Origin of the sequence: Dickeya chrysanthemi NCPPB 402 (genome assembly GCF_000406105.1) — a bacterium.
GTDB lineage: Bacteria > Pseudomonadota > Gammaproteobacteria > Enterobacterales > Enterobacteriaceae > Dickeya > Dickeya chrysanthemi.
On the sequence record NZ_CM001974.1, the window covers coordinates 801,074 to 825,416 of the forward strand.

Here is a 24,343-nt window from a genome sequence, read left to right on the forward strand (position 1 = left end):
AGAAAAATTATTCGTTTGTTTTATTTTTTTGGTATGCCAAACGCGAGAGCGCTGAACCTGCCGTCCATCTTCCGCGCGTAACGGCCACTACAGGAGCGGTAGCTCCTGATAACAACAACCCCCTGAAATGCAGGTAAATCAAAGAGGTGGAGTTATGTCATTCAAGGATCAGGCCATCGATTCACTCGGATCGTTCGCCAACCAGTTCAACAGCCTGAGATACATCATGGCGATCAAAGCCTCGTTCATCACGCTGATGCCGGTGATCATCGTGGGCGCGTTCTCGGTGTTGATCTCCAACATGGTGCTGGATCCGAAGAACGGACTGGCGAGTTTCGCTCTGTTTTCATTTCTGGCGCCGCTCAAACCCATCATGAGCGGTATTAACTACGCCACGCTGAACTTTCTCACTATCGGCGCGGTGTTCCTGATCGGCATCGAGCTTGGGAAAATCAATGGGTCCCGTAGCCTGTTTCCCGGTTTGTTGGCGGTGATCTGTTTTATTTCCATCACTCCGACCACCATCGATATGGTGATCAACGGCCAGACGCTGCCGGTGAAAGACGTGCTGGCGCGTCAGTTCTCCGACACCAAGAGCCTGTTCCTCGGCATGTTTATCGCCATTTTGTCGGTGGAAATCTACTCGAAGCTGGAATCGGTAGACCGGCTGCGCATCAAGATGCCGGACAGCGTGCCGCCGAATGTGTCCGCGTCGTTTTCGGCGTTGATCCCGGCGATCATCACCGTGACGCTGGTGGCGACCTTCGGCTTTACCTTCCAGAAAGTGACCGGCATGTACCTGTACGATGCCATCTACAAAGTGGTGCAGCAGCCGCTGGAATCGGTGGTGCAGAGCCTGCCGGGGTTACTGATCCTGATGTTTGTGGCGCAGCTGTTTTGGGTGATCGGCATCCACGGCAACCAGATGATCAAACCGATCCGCGAGCCGCTGCTGTTGGGGGCGATTGCGGTGAACATGACCGCGTTCGAGCAAGGGCATGAAGTACCGAACATCATCACCATGCCGTTCTGGGATGTGTACATGAGCATCGGCGGATCCGGGTTGACCATCGGCCTGCTGTTGGCGGTGATGATCGCCTCCAAACGCCGTGAGATGAAAGAGATCGCCAAGATCTCCTTCGGCCCCGGCGTGTTCAACATCAATGAGCCGGTGATTTTCGGCATGCCCATCATGCTCAACCCGATTCTGGCGATCCCGTTCATCATCACGCCGCTGGTCACCGGCACCATCGGTTACTTCGCCACCAGCATGGGCTTTGCCGGTAAAGCGGTGGTGATGGTGCCTTGGACTACGCCGCCGTTGATTAACGCCTGGTTGTCCACCGCCGGTTCGATGGGGGCGGTCGCGACGCAGTTGGTGTGCATCATCGTCGCCACCCTGATTTATCTGCCGTTCGTCAAAGTGGCGTCTCGCCGTGCCGAACAGGCGCAGCGTGAAGCGGAGTCCGACGCAGCCGCACAAGCCAATGCATTGAAATAATGAATGCATTGAAATAATGGATGTAAGGGAGACTGGTAATGAGCAAGGTATCAATGACCCTTCCCGAGGGATTTATTCTGGGGGCGGCATCATCCGCCTGGCAGACCGAGGGGTGGTCGGGCAAGAAAAGCGGGCAGGATTCCTATCTGGACCTGTGGTACAAACGCGATCGTCAGGTGTGGCACAACGGCTACGGCCCGGCGGTCGCCACCGATTTCTACAACCGCTACCGCGAAGACGTCGCGTTGATGAAGCAAACCGGGCTGACGCACTTTCGTACCTCCATCAACTGGTCGCGCTTCATGCTGGACTATGAAAACGGCGTGGTGGATGAAGAGTACGCCGCTTACATCGACAACCTGATCGACGAACTGCACCGGCAAGGCATCGAACCGATGCTGTGCCTGGAACACTATGAATTGCCGGCGGTGCTGTTCGAGAAGTATCAGGGCTGGTCGTCGAAGCAGGTGGTGGAGTGGTTCGTGCAGTATGCCGACGCGGTGTTCGCCCGCTATGCCGGCAAAGTCAAACGCTGGTTCACCTTTAACGAGCCGATTGTGGTGCAGACCCGCGTCTATCTGGACGCGGTGCGCTACCCTTACCAGCAGGACTCCGGCGTCTGGATGCAGTGGAACCACCACAAGAATCTGGCGACCGCCAAAGTGGTGCAACTGTTCCGCGAGAAAGGTTACCACCGCGACGGCGGCAGCATCGGGGTGATCCTCAACCCGGAAGTCACCTATCCGCGTTCCAGCGCGGCACACGATGTGGAAGCGGCGCGCCTGTATGACCTGTTCTACAACCGGGTCTTTCTCGACCCGGCGCTGAAAGGCGAATACCCGGCGGAGCTGCTGGCGCTGCTGGAAAAGCATCAGGTGAAGTGGGATTACACCGAGGAAGAGCTGGCGATTATCCGCGCCAATACCGTGGACGAGGTGGGGATCAATCTCTATTACCCGCACCGGGTCAAAGCGCCCAGCCGGGCGTGGAACAGCAATACGCCGTTCCACCCGGCCTGGTATTACGAGCATTTCGAGCTGCCTGGCCGCCGGATGAACAAGTCTCGCGGCTGGGAAATCAACCCTCGCATTATTTACGACATGGCGATGCGCCTGAAGGATGAGTACGGCAACGTGCCCTGGTTTGTGTCGGAAAACGGCATGGGGATTGAAAACGAAGGCCAGTTCAAAGACAGCCGCGGCGTGATACAGGATGACTACCGCATCGCGTTTATCGCCGAGCATCTTTACTGGACGCTAAAAGCGCGTGAAGACGGAGCCAACTGTCTGGGTTACATGCTGTGGGCGTTTACCGACAACGTCTCGCCGATGAACGCCTTTAAAAACCGTTACGGCCTGATTGAAATCGATCTGGAACACGACCGGCAGCGCAGAGCGAAGAAATCAGCCGGCTGGTTCCGACAAGTACGGGACAGCGGCGTGCTGGCGTTCGAACTGGACGATGAAGAGAAATAGGGGGAAAGATGAAACGGATCGTACTGGCCTGCTCGGCAGGCATGTCTACCTCGCTGGTGGTCACCAAAATGGAAAAGGAAGCGGCGGCGCGCGGTATGGAATATCAGATTTACGCCATTCCTGAACAAAACCTGCGGGATGAATTACAGACTTACGGCAATGACATCATCGCGGTGCTGCTGGGGCCGCAGGTGCGGTTCAAGCTGGCGGAAAACAAAAAGCTGACCGACGAGTACCACATCCCTATCGCCGTTATCGACTCGGTGGCTTACGGCACCCTGAACGGCGCAAAGGTACTCGATCAGGCGTTGAGTTTGGTAAACTGAGCCCTGATTGCTGTAAAACGCGGGCCGGTGAGGGAGCCAAATCCGGTTCGCGTTTAGGCTGTGGACCCTGACGAACGCCGGCACGGCGATGACGCAGGGGCTGCCGCCTGGTATCCGACCCCGCGTCGGGGCAGCAGCAGTGTTCAATTCTCGGCCGTTCAGGGTGGCATTGTGGCGAAGGTTGTGGTTCTACAAGACAGAAAGCAATACCAGGAAATAGGGGGAGACCTGCGGGAGAAAATCCAGCAGGGGGAGTACCCGGTCGGAGCGCGTCTTCCGCCGGAGCGGAATATTGCGGAAACCTACGGCGTGAGTCGCACCATCGTGCGTGAAGCGCTGCTGATGCTGGAGCTGGAAGGCACGGTGGATATCCGTCAGGGGTCGGGCGTCTATGTGCTGCGCGTGCCGTCGGCGGAGGAGCCGTCCCCGAATGCGCAAAACCGCATCGGCGCGTTTGAAATGCTGCAGGCGCGCCAGTTGCTGGAAAGTAATATCGCCGCCTTTGCCGCCCGCATGGCGACCCGTAATGACATTGATAGTTTGCGGCGTACGCTGGAGCAGGAGCAGGCGGCCATCGCCGCCAACGATTACCGCAGCGATTTCGATAAAATCTTTCACTTGCAGGTAGCGGGCGCCACCCAAAACCAGATGCTGTTGGAAACCGTCAGCAATATCTGGTCTTGCCGGGACGAAAGCCCGATCTGGCAACAGCTTTACAGCCATGTCGGCAACCACGGTTACCGGCTGAAATGGCTGGCGGACCACCAGACGATACTGGCGGCGCTGCGCCGTCGCGATGTCAGCGGTTCTTATCAGGCGATGTGGCAGCATCTGGAAAACGTCAAAACCACGCTGATGGAGATTTCCGACGCCGAAGCGCCGGAGTTTGACGGCTACCTGTTCGATTCGGTGCCGATCTTTCAGGGAAAACTGGTCTGAGCATGACGACGATGGAATCTAAAGCAACGATAGGATCTCCTGTCTCGATAGGTTATCTGGCGGATTACCCGCATTTCGAGACGCAGGTCGTCGACTGGCTGTGGCAGGCGTTTGGCGACGGGCTGAGCCGGGATTTTTTTGCCACGCTGGTGCACCACAGCATGGACAAGAGCGCATTGCCGCTGACGTTCGTGGCGCTGGCCGACCATCAACTGGTAGGCACCGTCGGGTTGTGGCGCTGCGATCTGATCAGCCGGCAGGATTTGACCCCCTGGCTGGCGGCGCTGTATGTGGACGAGCGCTACCGCGATCGCGGTCTGGGGGCGGATCTTCAGCGTTTTGTCATCGAGTTCAGCCGCGAACGCGGTTTTGACTCTCTCTATCTCTACGCCGGTTTCAGCGGTTACTACGAACGCCACGGCTGGCGTTACATCGGCGACGCGCCGGAGTACCCCGATAAACAGGTACGGCTGTACCACCGCGCGTTAAGGTAAGTCACACCGTCAAACCGTCACCTTTAGCTAAAGGGGCTTACTCGTACCTGCTGCGTCTTTTTAGATAGGGCCTCTGAATTTTACGATATCTTGCTTAATTGAATCTTACTCATTCGGTCGAAGCACAAAAACAAGTCGCTATGGTGTTTGGCTTTGGAAGCAATATTCTATCCAGGATAACAACCAAAACAGCCACTTATATATGGTCGATGATTGCAATTATATTTAACAATCGATGTCGGTTAGTAAGTGTTTGAATGCAATCTAATTGATTGTAAATAAATGAGAAAATTGAAAAAAATAGATTTTCTTGTTAGGATGCTAAGGGGCTTTATTGGGGGAGGCTTTTATGAAACTCGAAACTCGTATACGCCAGTCGATTCAACATCGTCGTGGAGTTGTATTATCTCGTTCTGATCTCGCTCAATTGGGAAGCAAGACCCAAGTTACACATGTATTGAATGTGTTAGTGGAGAATGGTGTACTTCTTCGCCTTTCTCCAGGGATTTACGCTAAAGCCAAAAGGGAGGGGAATGATGTAAAAACACAGGGTAGTCTCGATGTTATCATTCGTGAAGTAGCCGACAAGTTAGGCTTCCCGCTTCACCGAAAAGACTTATCCCTTGCTAAGGAAAATCCCTCTCAAGGTGAGATCATTGTTGAAGTTGATGCGCCAAGAGTTAAGCGCAAGCTTGTCATCAATGGTAGTACTATTTGTTTTCGTAGTTATAGCCGTAGGTCTTGTATTAAAAATACAGCATTCAAATTGGCAAAGACACCTCCGACTAAAGATGTTGCTCGTTACGTATCAGAGCTTGCTCGTTATTACAATGTGTCTTATTGCTACAATGCGATGGATCAATGGGCTGATGCTGTGACTCGCTTAGCTGGTGATGAAGTGGTACATGATGCCGTCGAAGATCTACTTGTCGCCTTAAAACGTGCGGGAAAAATCACTAAGCAAGAAGTCGCGATATTGTCAGTTAATTACTTACGAGAACAAAAACAACGTGTTTGATCCGTTTAACGATTTTGAGCAAGCCGGTTATTTACGTAACCATTATGGTGAAAAAGACCCGGCAATTGTTCGTCAACTTGAACACACAATGTTTCGTGCTGGTTTAGATGACGCTTTAGCTTACTTAGCGGGAAGAGACGTCCTCTGTTATGAAGATTTCCTGGAGGTTCATCGGATATTATTCGAAGCATTCTATCCGTGGGCCGGTCAAGACCGTGCAATGACGGCTCCTAATTGTGCGGTATCTAAAGCTGATACGATGTTCTGCCATCCTCATGATGCGCGCTTAGCTATTGAGCAGGGCTTGCGTCTTGGACGGAATGCAGAATCGATGCGTCAGCGCCCCGGTGAAGTTATGGGTTTTTTTGCTTATGGGCATCCATTTCTTGATGGGAATGGACGTACTATGTTGATTATTCACAATGAGCTTTGTCATCGAGCAGGCTTCTCGATTGATTGGTCTAGAACCAATAAAGTGGATTATTTAACAGCCTTAAGCGCTGAAATTGAATCCCCATCAAAAGGGCTTTTGGATAACTACTTATGTCAGTTTATAGATGGCATTCGAGATCGAAAACTTTGGGGTGAATCTATAAATGGTATTCGAGGTTTAGATGGTCAGAGTATAGAAAACTGCGTTGATGGTGAATACACAGATATAGCCGTTGCTCAAAAGTATCGATCATTTGAAATGAATAGAGAGCTGTGACGAAAATTTAGGCCTCATACATTAAAACCATATTCATCATAAACCTTGGGCTGGTTCTGTTTGTACAATTTGAACTTCTGTTTGTTGATCTATTCCCAAAATAATTCGAGTCGCAGGAAGGCGGCAAGAGAGAGAATCCCGATGAGCTTACTCAGGTAAGTGATTCGGGTGAACGACAAATCTGCCGGGAGCAGATTTGAACGCTGCTTGCAGCGGCCCGAAGGGCGAGGCCCATTGATGGGCCGAGTCACGCAGCCAACGCACCTGCAACTTGAAGTATGACGGGTATATTCCCTTTATTTAGTTCCGGCGTAAAGTAGCGTTTCCGACCTGCGGTAATCGTCAGCATAGTGGTCACGCTCATCGAAACGGCTAATAACAGGATGGATCGTTGTCAGCAGCATCCCCCTGCAAGATAACACCGCTGTTTGTTAACCTCTCTTGATGCATCGCTAACGCCCATTGTTCAAACTGGCGACCGAATGTCGGCGGATTAGCGTCGGGTGGAACAGATTGATGGCGTTGGGCAACGGCGTGTCGTTGGCCAACGCCAGCGCAATTTGCGCCGCCTGCGTCGCCATGGCGGTAATCGGATAGCGGATGGTGGTCAGGCGTGGGCGCAGATAACGCGACAGCAATACATCATCGAATCCGATCAGCGACATATCCCGCGGCACCTCGATGCCGTTATCGCTCAGCACCGCCAGCGCGCCGGCCGCCATTGGGTCGTTGTAGCAGGTTAGCGCGGTCACCGGACGGCCGCGCTCCAGTAGTGTGATCATCGCTTCCTCGCCGCCGCTTTCATCCGGTTCACCGTAGGCGATCAACTGTTCATCCAGCGTAATGTTGTGTTCGGCCAGCGCGTCCCGGTAACCTGCCAGACGGTCATCGGCGTCGGAAATGGCGTGGTTGGAGCACAAAATGCCGATTTGGCGATGCCCCTGCAGGATCAGATGACGAGTCGCCAGCCAGGCACCGTAGCGGTTATCCAGCGCTACGCAACGTGCTTCATACCCCGGCAGAATGCGGTTAATCAGCACCATGCCCGGAATCTGTTCCATCAGTTGCGCCAGCTCGTCATCCGGCAGCATCTTGGCGTGCACCACCAATGCCGCGCAGCGATGGCGAATCAGTTGTTCGATGGCCTGACGCTCTTTGTGCGCCACATGATACCCATTGCCAATCAACAGAAAGTTGCCGGTACGGTAGGCTTCCTGCTCCACGGCTTTGACCATGGTGCCGAAAAACGGGTCGGACACGTCGGACACCACCAGCCCCAGTGTTTCGGTGGACTGCTGGGCCAGTGCGCGGGCGTTGGCGTTCGGATGGTATTGCAACTGCTGCATGGCCTGCAGTACGGCGCTGCGCGCTTGCTCGCTGGCTTTGGGCGAATCGTTGATGACGCGTGATACGGTTGCGACCGACACGCCCGCCAGCCTGGCGACGTCCTTAATGGTGGCCATAGGGTTTCCTGTTGTTCTTAGAGCCTATCCCATTAGGGCTATTTCACTGGCCATTTTGGCCCTGGGCAGTGCTCGAAATCCTCACGTACTATGTGTACGCTCCGGTTTACTCGCTGCGCTCGCCCGTTGGGCCGGACAACGTGCTTTGTCCGTTCAACATGCGTTGCATGTTGTCTCCGCGGCTTCCCGAGTCCAAACTGGCTGCGCCAATAACGCCTACTGGGATAGGCTCTTAATGTAAAAATGGTGCGCGCAATCAAATGACTGCCTGAGTGTCACGGAATTGGGCCGTGGCCGCAAGAGGCGGGGATCGCAACTTTCACCGTCGGCGCGCCGTCATGGCTCGTCAGGCGGCAATAGTGGCAAATGTAGCGATGTTTTTTTCCTCAACTACACATGATGTTGGGGGCAGGGCGACGGCATTCCGGCCAGGCAATCATTGTTTTTCACGGCTTTATTACAGCCAACCCGAGAATTTTACAGTTGGTTGCACTTCGAGCGTTTATCTTTCGATTCTGCGCTAGTGATTCCGGGTGACTCTCTTTAGAGTAACAAGTCCCAGAGGTATTGATGGGTGACAATCGATGTGTTCTTCACATTGAACCATTCAAATTTCACCAACCTACGCGGATGCGTAGGTTTTTTTTTGCCTGCGCTCCGGTCTGCCGGAAAATAATACGCTGGTTACAAATAAAAAAGAAATCCCGCCGCCTGTCGGTAGGCTGATTGACGCTCAATATAGCGAGTGATAATTTTTAACCATTGCATAAGGCTTGTTACCGTTCGGCGGGCAAAACATAAGTGCAGCGACAGTATGAAGTCAATCGACTTTATCGTTTGCTGTATTTAGGTTTTGCCCGTTTCTGTTTTCAGGAGAATGCGATGAAGATAACTCAGGTCCTGAATAATAATGTGGTCAGCGCGTTCGGCAATATGAAATAAATTACGCAACTGATTTATCAGGTGCAGAATATCGTCAAATATTATTTTCAGGTGTCGCTTGATGAAAATGGCTTTATTTATCATCGCTTTATTACCCACCTGAAATTCTTTTCTCAGCGCGTGATGGAAGGTGCCACGCTGGGTAATGACGACGGCGAGTTATTTATCATGGTGTAGCAACGCTATCAAAAAACGCTGGGCTGTGTCGAAGCCATCAATAGCTTTATCAAAAAGAATTACCAACACACTATGACCAATTCGGAGAAACTGTATCTGACCATTCATATCGATAATATGATTCATCGTCTTACCCAAAATCATTCGAGTTGCCGCCTTCCTGCAACTTGACGTATTAAGGATATCAATCATTCCGAATAGGCTTGTTACTGGCAGCGGCAATTCGTCGGAAACGATGCGATATCCGCTGACGCAGGCAAACCCCAGAGGAACAAGGCGCCACGGTAAATACCGGGCGGTTGTTGCGAAAATCGTAAGGTTTCTTTCTGGAAAGAAGCATTGCTATGTCAGTTAATTATCAGGAAATTGCCAGGAATATTGTGACGCTTGTCGGAGACGAGAGTAATATCCGACAGGTTTTTCATTGTATTACCCGCCTGAGTTTTTATTTGCACGAAGCGTAACGTATCGAACGTGCCCAACTAAAAGCATTAGATGGGGTAATCGGTATTAATGTGGCCGGCGCGCAGTTTCAGGTGAAAATCGGCAATGACGTAGCGGATTGTCCAACCGGGGCAGATGGCGGAAGTCGGTGAACAACTGTCATCTCCTCTCGGGGCGGGACCGTTGCCCGCCCGATCTTGCTGCATCACAGGCCAATGATTCCAGATGTTTTTTTCCCCTCTCCTGCACGTGTTCCGGCGGTGTTTTCAGCGCTAATGTTGGTGCGGTTTATGGTATGGTGAACCCTTTGGCGGAAAATGGCGCCGCGGTGTGCGTCATCCCGACGTCGCGGTTATGTCGGCGGCGAAAGTGAACGATCAACGGGAACGAGCGATCATGAACAATCAGCGGCGTGTGGGCCCAAACCGGACTGAGTTACTGTTTACACATAGGGAGGTGGGATGATTTATACCTTTTTACGCTGGATACTGAAGCAGGTGTATCGCATTCAGATTACGGGTGATGAAAGCAGTTTCCGGCAATCGAAGATATTGATTACCCCAAACCACGTTTCATTCCTTGATGGCGTGCTGATGGCGCTGTTTCTGCCGCTGCAAAGCAAGCCGGTATTCGCCGTCTATTCCAACATCGCCGACCGTTGGTTCATGCGCTGGCTGGAACCGTACATCGATTTTTTGCCGCTGGACCCGACCAAACCGTTGGCGCTCAAGCAGTTGATCCGGCTGGTGGAGCAAGGGCGCCCGGTGGTGGTGTTCCCGGAAGGGCGTATCACCGTGACCGGCTCGCTGATGAAAATCTACAGCGGTGCGGCGTTCGTGGCGGCGCGTTCAGGGGCCGCGGTGATACCAGTGCGCATCGAAGGGCCGGAGTTCACCCACTTCGGCCGTCTGGGCGGGGTGTTGCGCCGTCGCCTGTTTCCAGCGGTTTCTCTGCATTTTTTACCGCCGACGACGTTACCCATGCCGGTCGCGCCGTCGGCGCGTGAGCGCCGCGCCCTGGCGGGTGAGGCGCTGCACCGCATCATGATGGATGCGCGCATGGCGGTGCGCCCGCGCCACACCTTGTATCAGGCGTTTCTGGCCGCCTGCGATCGCTACGGCTACCACTCGCCCTGTATTGAAGACATCAACCTCAAGGAAGAGAGTTATCACGGCTTGCTGAAGAAATCGCTCGGGGTAGCGCGCATTCTGCAACGCTTTACCGGCGAGCGTGAGCATGTCGGGTTGCTGTTGCCCAATGCGACCGTCACCGCCGCCGCGATTCTCGGTTCTTCGCTCGGCAGCCGGGTGCCGGCGATGCTGAACTACACCGCCGGGGTGAAAGGCATTCAGAATGCGATGACCGCGGCGCGGATCAAAACTATCGTGACGTCGCGGCAGTTTCTGGAGAAGGGCAAGCTGACCCACCTGCCGCAACAGGTGAAAGAGGCCAATTGGGTCTACCTGGAAGACCTGAAGGACACGGTTACGCTGTCGGACAAACTGTGGATCCTATTCCACCTGTTGTTACCGACGCGCGCCATGCGCCCGCAACAGCCGGACGATGCGGCGGTGATCCTGTTCACCTCCGGCTCGGAAGGCAACCCGAAAGGGGTGGTGCATTCCCACAATAGTCTGATGGCCAACGTGGAGCAGATCCGCGCCGTGGCCGATTTCACGCCGCGCGACCGTTTCATGTCGGCGTTGCCGCTGTTCCACGCGTTTGGGCTGACGGTCGGGCTGCTGACGCCGCTGATGACCGGTGCCCGCGTATTCCTCTACCCGAGCCCGCTGCATTATCGCATCGTGCCGGAGCTGGTGTATGACCGCAACTGCACGGTGCTGTTCGGCACCTCCACCTTCCTCGGGCATTATGCGCGCTTCGCTCACCCGTACGATTTCGCTCGCCTGCGCTACGTAGTGGCCGGGGCGGAAAAACTCTCCGAACAGGTGCGGGCGGTGTGGCAGGACAAATTTGGCCTTCGTATTCTGGAAGGCTACGGTGTGACCGAGTGTGCGCCGGTGGTGGCGATCAACGTACCGATGGCCTGCAAACTGCATTCCGTCGGCCGCTTGTTGCCGGGCATTGCGTCACGGCTGATTCCGGTGCCGGGCATCCATCATGGCGGCCGTCTGCAACTGCGTGGGCCGAACGTGATGAAAGGCTACCTGCGGGTGGAAAACCCCGGCGAGCTGGAGTCCCCCGCGGCGGAAAACGAGCACGGGCAGCGTGAGTCGAACTGGTACGACACCGGCGATATCGTTGATCTTGATGAGCAAGGCTTCTGTACCATTGTCGGCCGCGTTAAACGCTTCGCCAAGCTGGCCGGGGAAATGGTGTCGCTGGAGAGCGTGGAGCAACTGGCGAACCAAGTATCGCCGCAGGCGCAACACGCCGCCAGCGCCCGCAGCGACAGCAGCAAGGGAGAAGCGCTGGTGCTGTTTACCACCGACGCGACGCTGACCCGCGACAGCCTGTTGACGCAGGCACGAGCGAGTGGCCTGCCGGAACTGGCGGTGCCGCGCGATATTCGTTACCTGAAAGAGCTGCCGTTATTGGGCAGCGGCAAACCGGACTTCGTCACGCTGCGCCAACGGGCGGAACAGCCCGCCGATGCGGCGCAAGACGCTCCGGATGCACAACCGGAGCATGATGCATGAGTCACCCGAGTTCTCCTTCGTCGTCGCTGTTTTCCCACGGTATGAATGCGGTGATGGTGGCGCAGTTTTTCTCCGCCTTCGGCGATAACGCGCTGCTATTCGCCACGCTGGCGCTGGTGAAATCGCTGGCGTATCCGGACTGGAGCCAGCCTTTCCTACAGATGGGATTCGTCGCCGCTTATATCGTGCTGGCGCCGTTTGTCGGCCAGTTCGCCGACAGTTTCGCCAAAGGGCGGGTGATGATGTTTGCCAACGCCCTGAAGCTGGCCGGTGCGTTGCTGATCTGCCTGGGCGGCAACCCGTTTCTGGGTTACACGCTGGTGGGGCTGGGCGCGGCGGCCTATTCTCCGGCCAAGTACGGCATTCTGGGGGAAATCACCCGCGGCGATCAGTTGGTGAAAGCCAACGGCCTGATGGAAGCCTCCACCATCGCGGCTATTCTTATCGGGTCGGTGGTGGGCGGCGTACTGGCCGACTGGCATATCTACGGTGCGCTGGCGGTGTGTGCGCTGGCTTACGGTATTGCGCTAGCCGCCAACCTGCTGATTCCGAAACTGGCGGCCGCGCGCCCCGGCGCATCCTGGCACCCGGCGCGTATGACCCGTTCATTCTTTGACGCCTGTCGCGTACTGTGGCGCAACGGCGAAACCCGTTTTTCGCTGGTCGGTACCAGCATGTTCTGGGGCGCGGGCGTGACGCTGCGTTTCCTGCTGGTGCTGTGGGTGCCGCTGGCGCTGGGCATCAACGACAATTCGACGCCGACGCTGCTCAACGCCATGGTGGCGGTGGGGATTGTGGTCGGCGCGGCGGCGGCCGGTAAGCTGGTGACGCTGAAAACCGTGCGACGCTGCCTGCCCGCCGGGGTGCTGATCGGCGTGATGGTGGTGGTGTTCACCCTGCAACATAGCCTGATCAGCGCGTACGCCTGCCTGTTGGTGTTGGGCGCGCTGGGCGGCTTTTTTATCGTGCCGCTCAATGCGTTGTTGCAGGAGCGCGGCCGGGAAAGTGTAGGCGCCGGCAACGCCATCGCGGTGCAGAATTTAGGTGAAAACGGCGCCATGTTGTTGATGCTGGCGCTCTACTCGCTGGCGGTGAAGGTCGGCGTGCCGGTATTGGCGATTGGCGTCGGCTTCGGCGTGTTGTTTGCGCTGGCGATTGCCGGGCTGTGGGTTTGGGTGCAGGTGACCCAGTGGCGTCGTCGGCCGGAACCTGCGGTCATGAATACCTCCGATAAGAGTGAATAACGGGAGAGGTGATGAGTCTGATTTGGCATGACTGGGGGGTAAAAGACCTGAACCTGTATGCGCTGTATGACATTCTGCGCCTGCGTAACCAGGTCTTTGTGGTGGAACAGCGGTGTGCTTATCAGGATTTGGACGGGCTGGATCTGGTCGATGACAACCGCCATGTGACGGCCTGGCAAAACGGCAGGCTGATCGCCTGCGCGCGCTTGCTGGTGCCTCATGATCGGCAGGACGTGGTGACCATCGGCCGGGTAGTGGTGGCTCCCGAGGTACGAGGCCAGCGGCTCGGGCATCAGTTACTGATGCATGCGCAGGCCGCCTGTGTGCGCCACTGGCCGGGACGGGTGCAATACCTGTCCGCGCAGGCGCATTTACAGCATTTCTACCAGCAATTCGGTTTTGTGGTATGTGGCGATGGCTACGACGAGGATGGCATTCCCCACGTGCCGATGCGAACGGCGGGATAACCTGTCGCTGCCGCGGTATGCCGTCTTCCATGACGGACGGCAACCCCGCTGCCGGGCAGACGGGGTGCCGGCGTTGTCTCGTCAGTTAACTGGCGGAATGGGAAATGGTGCTGCCGAGCTTCTGAACGTCCTGACCAAATCCACGAGCGGTGTTGCAGCCGCTTAATGCGGTCGCCATGAATAGGGTTGCGACCAGTAAGATAAGGGTTTTCATGGTGGTTTACCTTTTATAGCGGGGCAAATCCCGCCTTCACTTTGTCATAATCACACACCGGGATTCAATGTGTTGTCAGTCTGTTAAGACCGCTTTTTGTGCTGTGGTCGTGTTTCCCCGCGTCTCACTCTTCCACCAGAAATAGCTCCAGCAGCGAGTTAAGAAACAGTTTGCCGTGCTCGGTCACTTGCCAGTGTTGAGCGGTTTCCGTCAGGTAGCCTTGCGCCAGCGCAGCGTCTATCTGCGCTCTGACGGCACTTTCCGGCAGACCGGTGTAGGCGGTGAAATCAGCACGCGGTGCGGGTTCCAGCAACCGAAAACGATTCATGAAGAACTCGAACGGCCGCTCGGCTCTCTCCACTTCGCTGCGTTGTTGCAGGTAATTCCCCTGCATATAGCCGCGTGGGTGACGGGTTTTTACCGTGCGCACGATATTGCCGTCGGCGAAGGTGAGTTTGCCGTGCGCGCCGCAGCCGATGCCCAGATAGTCGCCGAAGCGCCAGTAGTTAAGATTGTGCTGGCACTGGTAACCCGGTTTGGCGTAGGCCGAGGTTTCATACTGCTGATATCCGGCGTTGCTCAGCAACCGGTGGCCTTGTTCGAAAATATCCCACAGCGCGTCATCGTCCGGCAGCACCGGCGGCCGCGAGCCAAATAGCGTATTCGGCTCGATGGTCAACTGATACCAGGACAAGTGCGGCGGGTTGAGCGCGATCGCCTGGCGCAGGTCGTCCAGCGCCTCGTCCAGCGATTGCTCCGGCAGGCCGTGCATCAAATCCAGATTGAAGCTGCGCAGCCCCAGACCGGCCGCCAGCGCGGCGGCGCGCTTGGCCTCTTCCGGGCCGTGGATGCGGCCTAAGCGCGTTAGCTTATCCGGGCTGAAGCTCTGCACGCCGATGGAAATCCGGTTAATCCCCGCCTGCTGGTAGCCGCTAAACCGGTCGGCCTCTACTGTACCGGGGTTGGCCTCCATGGTGATTTCCGCCTCCGGCGCCAGCGGCAATCGCGCCCGCACCCCGTCCAGCAACTGTTGCATCGCCTCGGCGCTAAGCAGGCTCGGTGTGCCGCCGCCGATAAAAATGCTGTGCAGCGGGCGGCCGCTCGCCAGCGGCAGGTCGGCGTCCAGATCCGCCAGCAGGTGCGCCACGTAGTCGTCGTGCGGCACCTCGCCTTTCAGCGCGTGGGAGTTGAAGTCGCAATAAGGGCACTTCTGCACGCACCAGGGAATGTGGATGTACAGGCTGAGCGGCGGCAGATTAAGCATGTCGCAGCGCATCCAGCAACTGGCGCAGCGCCTGGCCGCGGTGGGAGTGGGCGTTTTTCTCTTCGCGACTGAGCTCGGCGGCGGTTTTGCCGAGCTGCGGCACGAAGAATATCGGGTCGTAGCCGAAGCCGCCTTCACCGGCAGGCGCGCGGGCGATGACACCCTGCCAGCGACCGTGGCATACCAGCGGCGTCGGGTCCTCGGCGTGGCGCAGATACACCAGCACGCAGTGGAAGCTGGCCTGACGCTGCTCGTCCGGCACGTTGTCGAGCGCCGCCAGCAGCTTGTCCAGATTCTGCTGGTCGCCGGCGTCTTCTCCGGCATAGCGAGCGGAGTAAATACCCGGCGCGCCGCCCAGCGCGTCCACCGCCAGGCCCGAATCATCGGCGAGGGCGGGCAGGCCGGTTTCGCGTGCGGCGTGACGTGCTTTCAGAATAGCGTTTTCGATAAAGGTCAAACCGGTTTCTTCGGCGGAGTCGACGCCCAGCGTGGTTTGCGCCACCACGTCGAGACCAAAATCCGCCAGCAGACCGGCGAGTTCACGCACTTTACCGGCGTTGCCGGTGGCTAAGACCACGTTTTGCATCTGTTGTTCCTGCAATCTGTTCAGGGTGTGTATTCAGGGAATAAACTCAGGGGATGAGGCCCGCGACATCAGCCGGGATGACTTGCGGGTTGACGATTCTAATTTGTTTGTGACGCCCAAGCTCCCCTTTTTCGATGGTCACCATGCCCCTGGCGACGCGGAATTGTTTGGCAAGAAACTTGATCAGGTGGGCGTTGGCCTGGCCATCCACCGGCGGTGCGGTGATGGCGACTTTAAGCTCGTCGCCATGCAACCCGACAATCTGGTCCCGGCTGGCTTTCGGCTGAATATACAGCCGAATCACCAGCCCGTCTTCGCAGCGACTGACGGCACTCACAGCAGTAACCATAGCCCCGGGAAGAAATCCATGCCGAGGTAGTTCAGCAGGTACAGCACCAGAATTACCACCATCGGTGCGAAATCCAGCCCGCCGGTCGACGGCAGAATGCGGCGCACCGGCCCCATCAGCGGCTCAGTCAACTGATGCAGCATGTAGTCCACCGGGCTGCGGCCCTGGCTGACCCAGCTCATCAGCGAGCGAATGATCACTATCCAGAACACCAGATAACCGGCGGATTTGATCAGCGCCAGTAGCCCCACCAGCAAGTTGATCGGGCTGAGCGACAGCGAACCGACCTGAATCAACAGCAGTAACGGGTACTTCAGCGTGGTGAGCAGAAACGCCAACAGCAGCGACGCGCTGTCGATAGGCCCCAGCGACGGGATAATACGGCGCAACGGGCCGATGATCGGCTGGGTGAGTTTCACCACGAACTGCGCCAGCGGGTTATAAAAGTCGCTGCGCGCCCACTGCATCCAGATACGCAGCAGTAACACCATCACGTACAGGTCAACCAGGGTCTTGACCAGAAAAGTCAGGGTAAGCATGAGACGGTCATTCCTTCATTCAAAGTCATTTTTCAGGCAAACAAAGTCATTTTTTCAGGCGGTCATCAGAACAGCGATTCCATTTCCTTTGCCCGGTGTATGGCGGCCTGCATAGCGTCAGCGACAGTCTGGCCCAACTGACGCTCATTGAATACGCGTAACGCTTCGGCGGTGGTGCCGCCTTTCGAGGTGACGTTCTCCCGCAAGGTGGCCAACGGGGTATCCGGGCTGGCTTCCACCAGCGCCGCTGCGCCGCTGGCGGCTTGCTGAACCAGCAATCGGGCGGTATCGGCGTCGAATCCCTGACGGATAGCTTCCTGTTGCATCGCTTCCATAAACAGGAAGAAATAGGCCGGCGCGCTGCCGGCGGCGGCAATCACGCCGTTAATGTGCGACTCGTCTGACACCCAGCACAGCTTGCCGACGCTCTGCATCAGGTCGGCGGCGAAGGCGCGATCGGTGTCGTTAACCTCGGCCGGCGCGTACAACCCGCTCATGCCGCGACCCACCAGCGACGGCGTATTCGGCATGATGCGTACGATATTGAGCGAGGCGCCCAGTAACTGACGAAAGCGGGCGACATTGACGCCGGCGGCGATTGATAACACCAGCTTGTTGCTGAAATCCACCTGTTGCGCCAGTCCATCACAGACCTCCGCCATCAACTGGGGTTTAACCGCCAGCACCACCACGTCGGCGTCGCGGGCACAGGCGGCATTATCGCTCAGGCTGGTAATACCATAGCGGGCGGCAAGTTGCCCCCGGTGGGTGGCGGACGGCGCGCTGACGCTGACCAGGCCGGCCGGATAACCGCCCGCCATCAAACCGGCGATGATCGCCTGCGCCATATTGCCCGCGCCAATAAAGGCTATTTTACGGTGTTCCATCAAGTTCTCGCTGTTTTCGTCAGCCCGTTAAGCTTAACGGGGGTAGTCACGTGCGCCAAAAATGGCGGTGCCGATGCGCACCATCGTGCTGCCGGCCTCAATAGCGGCCGCCATATCGTCGGTCATCCCCATCGACAGGGTATCCAAGGTGCCATAATCCGCTTTGAGTTGCAGAAAAAGTTCGGTCATTTGGCGAAATATCGCCAATTGCCGGGCGTGCTCCGTTTCCGGCGCGGGGATCGCCATCAGGCCGCGCAGCCGCAGATTCGGCAACTGAGCCACGCTGGCGGCCAGTTCCGCCAGTTCATCGGCCAAAATGCCGGATTTACTCGCTTCCCGGCTGATATTGACCTGTAGCAGCACGTTGAGCGGCGGCAGATGCGGCGGGCGCTGCTCGCTCAGGCGCTGGGCGATGCGCAACCGGTCGATGGTGTGGCACCAGTCGAAATGCTCGGCCACCAGGCGGCTCTTGTTCGACTGTAACGGCCCGATAAAGTGCCATTCCAGCGCCGTATCCGGCTGATGCGTCTGAAAATAACGCACCTTATCCACCCCTTCCTGTACATAGTTTTCGCCAAACGCCTGCTGGCCGGCGGCAATCGCTTCTTCGATAGCGCTCACAGGTTTGGTTTTGCTGACTGCAAGCAGCGTAATTTCTTCCGGCGCCCGTCCGCAATACTGCGCCGCTGCTGAGATTTTCTGCCGGACGTCCTGTAAGTTTTCCCGGACTGTCGGTGTCGTGACTGTCGATATCGTCATAGTGATTCAGGAGGCCAATCAATGGATGTGAGTGAATGGGTGAACGCTAGTGTAAAACAGAACGTATCCGATCTGCACCTGTGCAGCGGTCATCCGCCGGTGTGGCGTATCGACGGGCAATTGGTGACGGATGTTACCCGGCCGCCGTTGCAGCACGCCGAACTGGAACAGTGGTGTCAGCATTGGCTGGATCCGGCCTGCGAACAACAGTTGCAGCAATACGGACAAACCGATTGTGCGTTAACCCTGCCGGGAGGACAACGGTTACGCGCCAATCTGTTTATGCAGCGTCACGGCTTGTCGGCCGCGCTGCGCTTGATTCCGTCGCAGCAGCCTGACTTGCCGGCGCTGGGCGCGCCGCCGGTGGTAGCGGAGTTGGTCGATCGCGATGATGGTCTGATTCTGGTGACGGGGGCGACCGGCAGCGGTAAATCCACCACGCTGGCGGCGATGATCGCCGTGCTGAATCAGCGCCGGGCGCGACACATTATTACGCTGGAAGACCCGATAGAGTTTCTGCATACCAGCCGGTGTTGCCTGATCCAGCAGCGGGAAATCGGCCGTCATAGCGAGGGGTTCGCCGGTGCTTTGCGGGCCGCGTTACGCGAAGACCCGGATGTCCTGCTGCTGGGCGAGTTGCGCGATGGCGAAACCATTCGGCTGGCGCTGACGGCGGCGGAAACCGGCCATCTGGTGTTGGCGACGCTGCATACCCGGCGGGCCGTTCAGGCGGTAGACCGGCTGGTGGATGTATTCCCCGCCGAGGAGAAAGCCTTTGTGCGGGCGCAACTGGCGGCGAGTTTGCAGGCGGTGGTGGCGCAGAAATTACTGCCGGGCGCTCAGCGCGGGCGCGTGGCGTTGTTCGAGATACTGCTTGCTACGCCAGCGGTCAGCAACCTGATCCGCGAAGGCAAAACCCACCAGTTGCCTAGCCTGTTGCAAACCGGCAGCCAGGTGGGGATGCAAACCTTTGAGCAGAGTTATCGGCAGCGCTGCCGGGAAGGGGCGCTGCCGGATGATGGCGCTGACGACGCCGCATCATGACGATATTCCCCATCCCCGGCTTTTACTCTGATTTCATCACGGAGGGTTCGGCCGCGGCGAGCAGTCGTATCGTCAACTCCGGGGCAGGAACCGGGCGTGAAAACAGGAACCCTTGCGCATAGTCGCACCCGATACGGGCGAGGGTGTCACACTGCTGTTGGGTTTCGACCCCTTCGGCCACCACTTTGAGGCCAAGGCTGTGCGCCATTGCGATAATCGCTACGCACAACTCAAACCCGACGCCATCCAGATCTTCGACGAAGGAGCGATCTATTTTCAGGCAATCAATGTCGAATTTCCTCAGGTAGGCGAGTGATGAATAGCCGGTGCCGAAATCATCAATGGCGATTTGTATCCCGGTATCACGGAACAGGTGCAGGTTGTCGTTCACCCGCGATTCTGCATTCAGCAGCAATCCTTCGGTGATTTCGATGATCACGGCGTTGCCCTCTAATCCGTGTTGGGCCAGCTCCTGTACCCAGGTCATTTCCGTAAAGTCTTTGCTGCGCAGTTGCACCGGCGACTGGTTGATGGCGACCTGAAAATGTGGATCGAAGATTTTGCGCCACTGCGCCAGTTGGGTAATGGCCTGCCGCGCAACCCAGTCGCCGAGCGGAACGATGAGCCCGGTATCCTCGGCAAGAGGGATAAACTCCGCCGGGCTTATCATGCCGAGGATGGGATGACGCCAGCGCACCAGCGCTTCGGCCTTGACCACTTTATTGGTGCTCAGCTCGATGATAGGTTGGTAGTAAACCTCGAACTGACCGCACTGGATTGCGGTGCGCAGATCGTTGGTCAGGCGTAAACGGGCGCGCGCAGCCTGATGCAAGGCCGGCGTATAGTAATTGAAGCAGTTACGCCCGGCGCTCTTGGCGGCATACATCGCCTGATCGGCATTTTTGAACAGCTCTTCCAGCGTATCGCTATCGTTGGGGAAGAGGGCAATACCGATGCTGGCTGAAACCAGCATACTTTCTCCGTCGATATTGAACGGTTGCGCCAACTGTGCGAGCAGTATTCTGGCCAGGCATCCACTATCGCCGTTTTGGTGCAGATCGGTCAGGATAATGGCGAATTCGTCTCCCCCCAGACGGGCGATGGTATCGGCTCCTTGCACACAGTCGGTAAGGCGGTTCGACACCGCAAGCAACAGCGCATCGCCGGCGCGATGTCCCAGGCTGTCGTTGACCGATTTGAAGTGGTCGAGGTCTATCAACATCAGCGCCATTGGGTGGCCGCTCTGTTTGGCGTGCTCAACCGCCCGCTCAAGCTTATCCTGAAAGTGATGCCGGTTCGGCAAGGTGGTAACCGCGTCATAGTTGGCTTGCCGCCAAATCAGCTCTTCTTGCTTTTTGCGCTGGGTGATATCGGAAAATACGCCGACATAATTTATGGGTGTGCCTGCCGAGTCTTTGATCACATTGATCGTTATTTCCTTGAGGTAGTCGCTGCCGTCTTTTTTGTGATCCCACATTTCACCTACCCACACTCCGTCTTCATCAACAGTACGCCACATGGCGGTATAGAAATCGGCGTCGTGTCGGTCCGAACGAAATATGTATGATGGTTGCCCCACGACATCGGCCGCGCTATATCCGGTCAGGCGGGTAAAAGCCGGGTTAATGGAAATAATGCTACGGCTGGTATTGATGACGATGATGGCTTCCTGCGTGCTCTCATAGACGGCGGCGGCAATCTTCATCTGTTCGCGTGCTTTCTGGCGCTCGGTAATATCGAGGACATACACCAGTCGGTCGGCTCTGTGCCCATGCTGCGCGAAGGGGACGGATTCCGACCAAATGGTCAGGATGACACCATCACGACGCATCACGGTCCATTCCCCGCCCAGCGTACCGCCTTCATCCAGAAACTGCCGATGGCGGGCGAGTACGGACTCGCGGGCGGACTCAGGAAAAACCATGGTAAAAGAACGGCCTGCCATTTCCTCCTGGGCATAACCATAGATGGCGCCATACGCCGGATTGACGGTGACATAGCTTCCGTCGTAATTGATAACGGCGATGCCCACTGGGCAGCGGTCAAGGATGGCCTGAAACAGACTTTCTGAATTCCATGCAGAACCTGTCATCATTCACCTCATATTGATGCTGTTTTTCTGACAAACCGAATCTGGGCAAGCGGTTAAGGGCGCTGTTGTGCTGTCGGCCGATGGAGGACGCGCAGATTCGGGTTGTACGGTGCGTCTTGTTTTTAATTTATTATTTTTAAAGTGAATGTTGCTGTATGCATCCGACCGGTCGGCATTATGGTGGCCGAACCGCTCGATGCGACGTTCGTTCGATTAATTTTCTTTTAGCTTAGTTTGGAGAAAGCGTCCTGACAGAGAAATTATCGACCGCAGGCGACAACTTCTGAGATATCAGCGGCGAATTTGGTGAAAAAGGGTGACGGAGTTATCACCCTGATGGAGTTATCACCCCGATGAGTAGCGGACGTTACGGTTGAGCGTCGGGATAACGCACGCATTCGGGGTCGCGTTGCATGATGATGCGGCCATGGCGAATCGACAACCGGGCTTTGGCCTGACGTTGCACCGCGTCGTAGTCGTTTTCTGCGTCCAGAATCAACAGGTTAGCCGGGCGGCCGACCGCGATGCCGTAACGATCACCCAGATGCAGTGCTGTGGCGCTATTGTCGGTCACAAAATCGAGGCAACGTTGCAGATCCTGATACCCCATCATGTGGCAAATATGCAGCCCGGCGTCAAGAATGCGCAGGATGTTGCCGTTGCCGAGCGGATACCAGGGGTCCTGGATGGAGTCCTGCCCGAAACAAACGTTCATACCGGCACGGTCCAGTTCAGCGACCCGGGTAACGCCGCGGCGTTTGGGAAAGGTATCGAAGCGCCCTTGCAGATGGATGCTTTCGGTCGGGCACGACACGAAACTGATGCCGGAGCGCCGCAGCAAACGGAACAGTTTCGAGCAGTAAGCGTTGTCATACGAGCCCATCGCGACGGTATGGCTGGCGGTGACGCGCGCGCCCATTTCTCTCACCCGCGCCTCTTCCGCCAAGACTTCCAGAAAACGCGAGTTGGGGTCGTCGGTTTCGTCGCAGTGTACGTCAACCAGACAACCGGTTCGCTCTGCTAAGTCCATCAGGAATTTTATCGAGCTGACGCCCTGTTCGCGGGTATTTTCGAAATGAGGAATGCCGCCGACCACATCGGCACCGAGTGCGACGGCACGCTCCATCAAGCGGCGGCCTTCCGGATAAGATTCGATACCTTCCTGCGGGAAGGCGACGATTTGCAGGTCGATCAGCGCCTTCGCTTCGTTTTTGACTTCCAGCATCGCTTCCAGCGCCGCCAGCGACGGATCGGTGACATCAACGTGGGTGCGAACATGTTGGATACCGTGGTCGCGCAGCATACCGATCGCCGTCTGTGCCCGACGACGCGTATCTTCATGTGTGATGGTCGCCTTGCGCTGGCTCCAGCGTTCGATGCCTTCAAACAGCGTGCCGCTCATGTTCCATGCCGGCTCGCCTGCGGTCAGGACCGCATCCAGATGAATATGCGGCTCCACCAGCGGTGGGATAACCAGCCGCCCGGCGGCGTCGATCACGTCTGGCGTCGTCGGTGTCGGCAACATGCCGGGCTGGGCATCTATCGCCGCAATCAGGCCGTCGTGAAGTTGTAGCGTGTAGCGCCCGGGCTGACGACGTAATGCGGCGTTGATAATCTTCATCATCACTCCTGTATCACTCCTGTGAGGTGGTATTGCACCGCAACATCGCGGTTTCCTGTGTCGGTAAACCCGACTGGCGCCAGAGCAGGAGCGCGACGGCGGCGCTGAGACGAAACAGCGGGTCGCCGAGGCTGCCGCCTGATAACTGTTCGATGCGTTGCAGGCGCTGATGCAAGGTATTGCGGTGGATAGCCAGCCGCTCTGCCGCTTTAATCACATTATTGTTTTCCTGTAGTACCGCATCCAGCGTTTCAATCAGCAAATAAGGTGACTTGCGGTTATTTTCCATCAGATTGCACAACACGTTGTGCATAAAACGCGTGAGCAATGCCGGGTCGTCGACGGCGCCCAGCAATTGCAGAATACCCAATTCAGTGTAGTCGCACAGGCCTTTTTCCGGGCGCATCGCTGCGACGGCGTTCAGCGCTTGTCTGGCTTCGCTCAGCGCCTGCCGATAGTGAACTGCCGCGCTGACCGGGCTGGACAAGCCGCCGGACAACGTCAGCGGGGCGATATCGGCATTGACGGACTGGCGCAAAGCGGCCAGCGCCTGATGCCCTTGCCGTAACAGCGGGCTGTCTGTCGGCAGCACCATCAGCAACAGGTCGCCCAGCGTCACCAACGGCAGCGGGTTAGGCTGCGCCGACAGACACTCCTGTAACCGTTGTTGCAGGTAGCGGCGCGACCGTTGCAGGTGCGCCTCCGGGTTATCGACATGCGCCGCGGAAAACAGCGTGTCCATACCGCACACACGCCAGGCGATCACCCGATGCGGCTGTTCCAGCGGCCATTGCAGCCAGGCGGCGCGTTGATGAATGAGCGGCAGCTCCGACGGGTCGCCGGTCAGCAACTGGAGCAGAAAGTCGCCGCGCCAGTTATCCCGCTCGTGTTCGGTATGACCATGCCAGGTATGAAAATAAGATACGTTCCTGTAATGCGATGCCGACATGATGATCCCTCTGGTTTCGTCCCGTTAGGGGAAACGGCAATGTCTGGGAGATTCAGCAAATAGCGTGCCGGTTTTACGGTCGGCAACGCCTGAACGGGTCGTCAGAGAGGGGCATCGGGGAATGCAGAACGTAGTTTCTGTGCAGGCTGCATCGTCCGGCATGAAAATATGGCATGCCAT

23 protein-coding genes and 1 pseudogene are annotated in these 24,343 nt (G+C 56.9%); 13 read left to right on the forward strand and 11 right to left on the reverse strand.

Features of this window, described 5'->3' with window-relative positions:
* The first annotated feature begins 154 nt into the window (after nucleotides 1-154).
* The 7 genes from DCH402_RS03610 to DCH402_RS03640 all read left to right on the forward strand — a co-directional run bounded on the left by DCH402_RS03610 (nucleotide 155) and on the right by DCH402_RS03640 (nucleotide 6,462).
* Nucleotides 155-1,501, forward strand: a complete 1,347-nt coding sequence (locus tag DCH402_RS03610) for a PTS sugar transporter subunit IIC (protein ID WP_039999750.1) — start codon at nucleotides 155-157, stop codon at nucleotides 1,499-1,501.
* A 38-nt stretch (nucleotides 1,502-1,539) separates the two neighbouring features.
* Entirely contained in the window at nucleotides 1,540-2,976 is a 1,437-nt protein-coding gene (locus DCH402_RS03615; protein WP_039999752.1) for a glycoside hydrolase family 1 protein, read from the forward strand.
* An 8-nt stretch (nucleotides 2,977-2,984) separates the two neighbouring features.
* Nucleotides 2,985-3,302: a PTS sugar transporter subunit IIB gene (locus DCH402_RS03620; protein WP_012886041.1), complete on the forward strand. Its 318-nt coding sequence runs from the start codon at nucleotides 2,985-2,987 to the stop codon at nucleotides 3,300-3,302.
* A 171-nt stretch (nucleotides 3,303-3,473) separates the two neighbouring features.
* Nucleotides 3,474-4,241 carry an FCD domain-containing protein gene (locus DCH402_RS03625; RefSeq protein ID WP_040003343.1) on the forward strand — a complete coding sequence of 256 codons (768 nt, stop codon included), beginning with the start codon at nucleotides 3,474-3,476 and terminating at the stop codon, nucleotides 4,239-4,241.
* A 2-nt stretch (nucleotides 4,242-4,243) separates the two neighbouring features.
* On the forward strand, nucleotides 4,244-4,735 hold the full coding sequence (locus tag DCH402_RS03630; protein ID WP_039999753.1) for a GNAT family N-acetyltransferase: 492 nt from the start codon (nucleotides 4,244-4,246) through the stop codon (nucleotides 4,733-4,735).
* A 349-nt stretch (nucleotides 4,736-5,084) separates the two neighbouring features.
* The gene (locus DCH402_RS03635; RefSeq protein ID WP_040003345.1) at nucleotides 5,085-5,753 is read left to right on the forward strand and encodes a hypothetical protein; all 669 of its coding nucleotides are present in this window, start codon (nucleotides 5,085-5,087) and stop codon (nucleotides 5,751-5,753) included.
* Nucleotides 5,746-6,462: a Fic/DOC family protein gene (locus DCH402_RS03640; protein ID WP_039999754.1), complete on the forward strand. Its 717-nt coding sequence runs from the start codon at nucleotides 5,746-5,748 to the stop codon at nucleotides 6,460-6,462. The genes DCH402_RS03635 and DCH402_RS03640 overlap by 8 nt, the downstream gene beginning before the upstream one ends.
* A gap of 452 nt (nucleotides 6,463-6,914) precedes the next feature.
* Here the strand turns inward: DCH402_RS03640 and galR are convergent, their stop codons facing one another.
* Complete coding sequence (gene galR, locus DCH402_RS03645) at nucleotides 6,915-7,925, reverse strand: HTH-type transcriptional regulator GalR (protein ID WP_039999755.1); 1,011 nt, start codon at nucleotides 7,923-7,925, stop codon at nucleotides 6,915-6,917.
* A gap of 924 nt (nucleotides 7,926-8,849) precedes the next feature.
* Here galR and DCH402_RS21035 point away from each other — a divergent pair.
* From DCH402_RS21035 to DCH402_RS03665, 5 genes and pseudogenes are all read left to right on the forward strand, one after another.
* Nucleotides 8,850-9,215 (forward strand): annotated as a pseudogene (locus tag DCH402_RS21035) (PRD domain-containing protein); the annotation flags it as partial.
* 173 nt (nucleotides 9,216-9,388) lie between these two features.
* Nucleotides 9,389-9,508: a PTS transporter subunit EIIB gene (locus DCH402_RS22975; protein WP_233276318.1), complete on the forward strand. Its 120-nt coding sequence runs from the start codon at nucleotides 9,389-9,391 to the stop codon at nucleotides 9,506-9,508.
* A 441-nt stretch (nucleotides 9,509-9,949) separates the two neighbouring features.
* Nucleotides 9,950-12,148: a bifunctional acyl-ACP--phospholipid O-acyltransferase/long-chain-fatty-acid--ACP ligase gene (gene aas / locus DCH402_RS03655; RefSeq protein ID WP_039999759.1), complete on the forward strand. Its 2,199-nt coding sequence runs from the start codon at nucleotides 9,950-9,952 to the stop codon at nucleotides 12,146-12,148.
* Entirely contained in the window at nucleotides 12,145-13,392 is a 1,248-nt protein-coding gene (lplT, locus tag DCH402_RS03660; RefSeq protein WP_039999761.1) for a lysophospholipid transporter LplT, read from the forward strand. Before aas ends, lplT begins: the two co-directional genes overlap by 4 nt.
* Before the next feature lie 11 nt (nucleotides 13,393-13,403).
* On the forward strand, nucleotides 13,404-13,859 hold the full coding sequence (locus DCH402_RS03665) for a GNAT family N-acetyltransferase (protein WP_039999763.1): 456 nt from the start codon (nucleotides 13,404-13,406) through the stop codon (nucleotides 13,857-13,859).
* An 85-nt stretch (nucleotides 13,860-13,944) separates the two neighbouring features.
* Here DCH402_RS03665 and DCH402_RS03670 read toward each other — a convergent pair whose 3' ends face one another.
* The 7 genes from DCH402_RS03670 to DCH402_RS03700 form a co-directional block, all read right to left on the reverse strand.
* Nucleotides 13,945-14,073, reverse strand: coding sequence for an entericidin A/B family lipoprotein (locus tag DCH402_RS03670; protein WP_039999764.1), 129 nt, complete (start codon nucleotides 14,071-14,073; stop codon nucleotides 13,945-13,947).
* Between the two features lie 124 nt (nucleotides 14,074-14,197).
* The gene (gene hemW / locus DCH402_RS03675; protein WP_039999765.1) at nucleotides 14,198-15,337 is read right to left on the reverse strand and encodes a radical SAM family heme chaperone HemW; all 1,140 of its coding nucleotides are present in this window, start codon (nucleotides 15,335-15,337) and stop codon (nucleotides 14,198-14,200) included.
* Entirely contained in the window at nucleotides 15,330-15,923 is a 594-nt protein-coding gene (locus DCH402_RS03680) for an XTP/dITP diphosphatase (protein ID WP_039999766.1), read from the reverse strand. Before DCH402_RS03680 ends, hemW begins: the two co-directional genes overlap by 8 nt.
* Nucleotides 15,924-15,969: 46 nt before the next feature.
* On the reverse strand, nucleotides 15,970-16,260 hold the full coding sequence (yggU, locus tag DCH402_RS03685) for a DUF167 family protein YggU (protein WP_039999767.1): 291 nt from the start codon (nucleotides 16,258-16,260) through the stop codon (nucleotides 15,970-15,972).
* Nucleotides 16,257-16,811, reverse strand: a complete 555-nt coding sequence (locus tag DCH402_RS03690; protein ID WP_039999769.1) for a YggT family protein — start codon at nucleotides 16,809-16,811, stop codon at nucleotides 16,257-16,259. The genes yggU and DCH402_RS03690 overlap by 4 nt, the downstream gene beginning before the upstream one ends.
* 65 nt (nucleotides 16,812-16,876) lie before the next feature.
* The gene (gene proC / locus DCH402_RS03695) at nucleotides 16,877-17,698 is read right to left on the reverse strand and encodes a pyrroline-5-carboxylate reductase (protein WP_039999771.1); all 822 of its coding nucleotides are present in this window, start codon (nucleotides 17,696-17,698) and stop codon (nucleotides 16,877-16,879) included.
* Between the two features lie 33 nt (nucleotides 17,699-17,731).
* A complete protein-coding gene (locus tag DCH402_RS03700; protein ID WP_039999772.1) occupies nucleotides 17,732-18,457 on the reverse strand; it encodes a YggS family pyridoxal phosphate-dependent enzyme in 726 nt (241 codons plus the stop codon).
* Nucleotides 18,458-18,478: 21 nt separating this feature from the next.
* Here DCH402_RS03700 and DCH402_RS03705 point away from each other — a divergent pair, with 21 nt between their 5' ends.
* Entirely contained in the window at nucleotides 18,479-19,501 is a 1,023-nt protein-coding gene (locus DCH402_RS03705; protein ID WP_039999773.1) for a type IV pilus twitching motility protein PilT, read from the forward strand.
* 22 nt (nucleotides 19,502-19,523) lie between these two features.
* Here DCH402_RS03705 and DCH402_RS03710 read toward each other — a convergent pair whose 3' ends face one another.
* The 3 genes from DCH402_RS03710 to DCH402_RS03720 all read right to left on the reverse strand — a co-directional run bounded on the left by DCH402_RS03710 (nucleotide 19,524) and on the right by DCH402_RS03720 (nucleotide 24,163).
* The gene (locus DCH402_RS03710; RefSeq protein ID WP_233276319.1) at nucleotides 19,524-21,596 is read right to left on the reverse strand and encodes a putative bifunctional diguanylate cyclase/phosphodiesterase; all 2,073 of its coding nucleotides are present in this window, start codon (nucleotides 21,594-21,596) and stop codon (nucleotides 19,524-19,526) included.
* 364 nt (nucleotides 21,597-21,960) lie between these two features.
* Nucleotides 21,961-23,214 carry a cytosine deaminase gene (codA, locus tag DCH402_RS03715; protein ID WP_039999774.1) on the reverse strand — a complete coding sequence of 418 codons (1,254 nt, stop codon included), beginning with the start codon at nucleotides 23,212-23,214 and terminating at the stop codon, nucleotides 21,961-21,963.
* A 13-nt stretch (nucleotides 23,215-23,227) separates the two neighbouring features.
* The gene (locus tag DCH402_RS03720; RefSeq protein ID WP_039999776.1) at nucleotides 23,228-24,163 is read right to left on the reverse strand and encodes a PucR family transcriptional regulator; all 936 of its coding nucleotides are present in this window, start codon (nucleotides 24,161-24,163) and stop codon (nucleotides 23,228-23,230) included.
* Nucleotides 24,164-24,343: the final 180 nt, after the last annotated feature.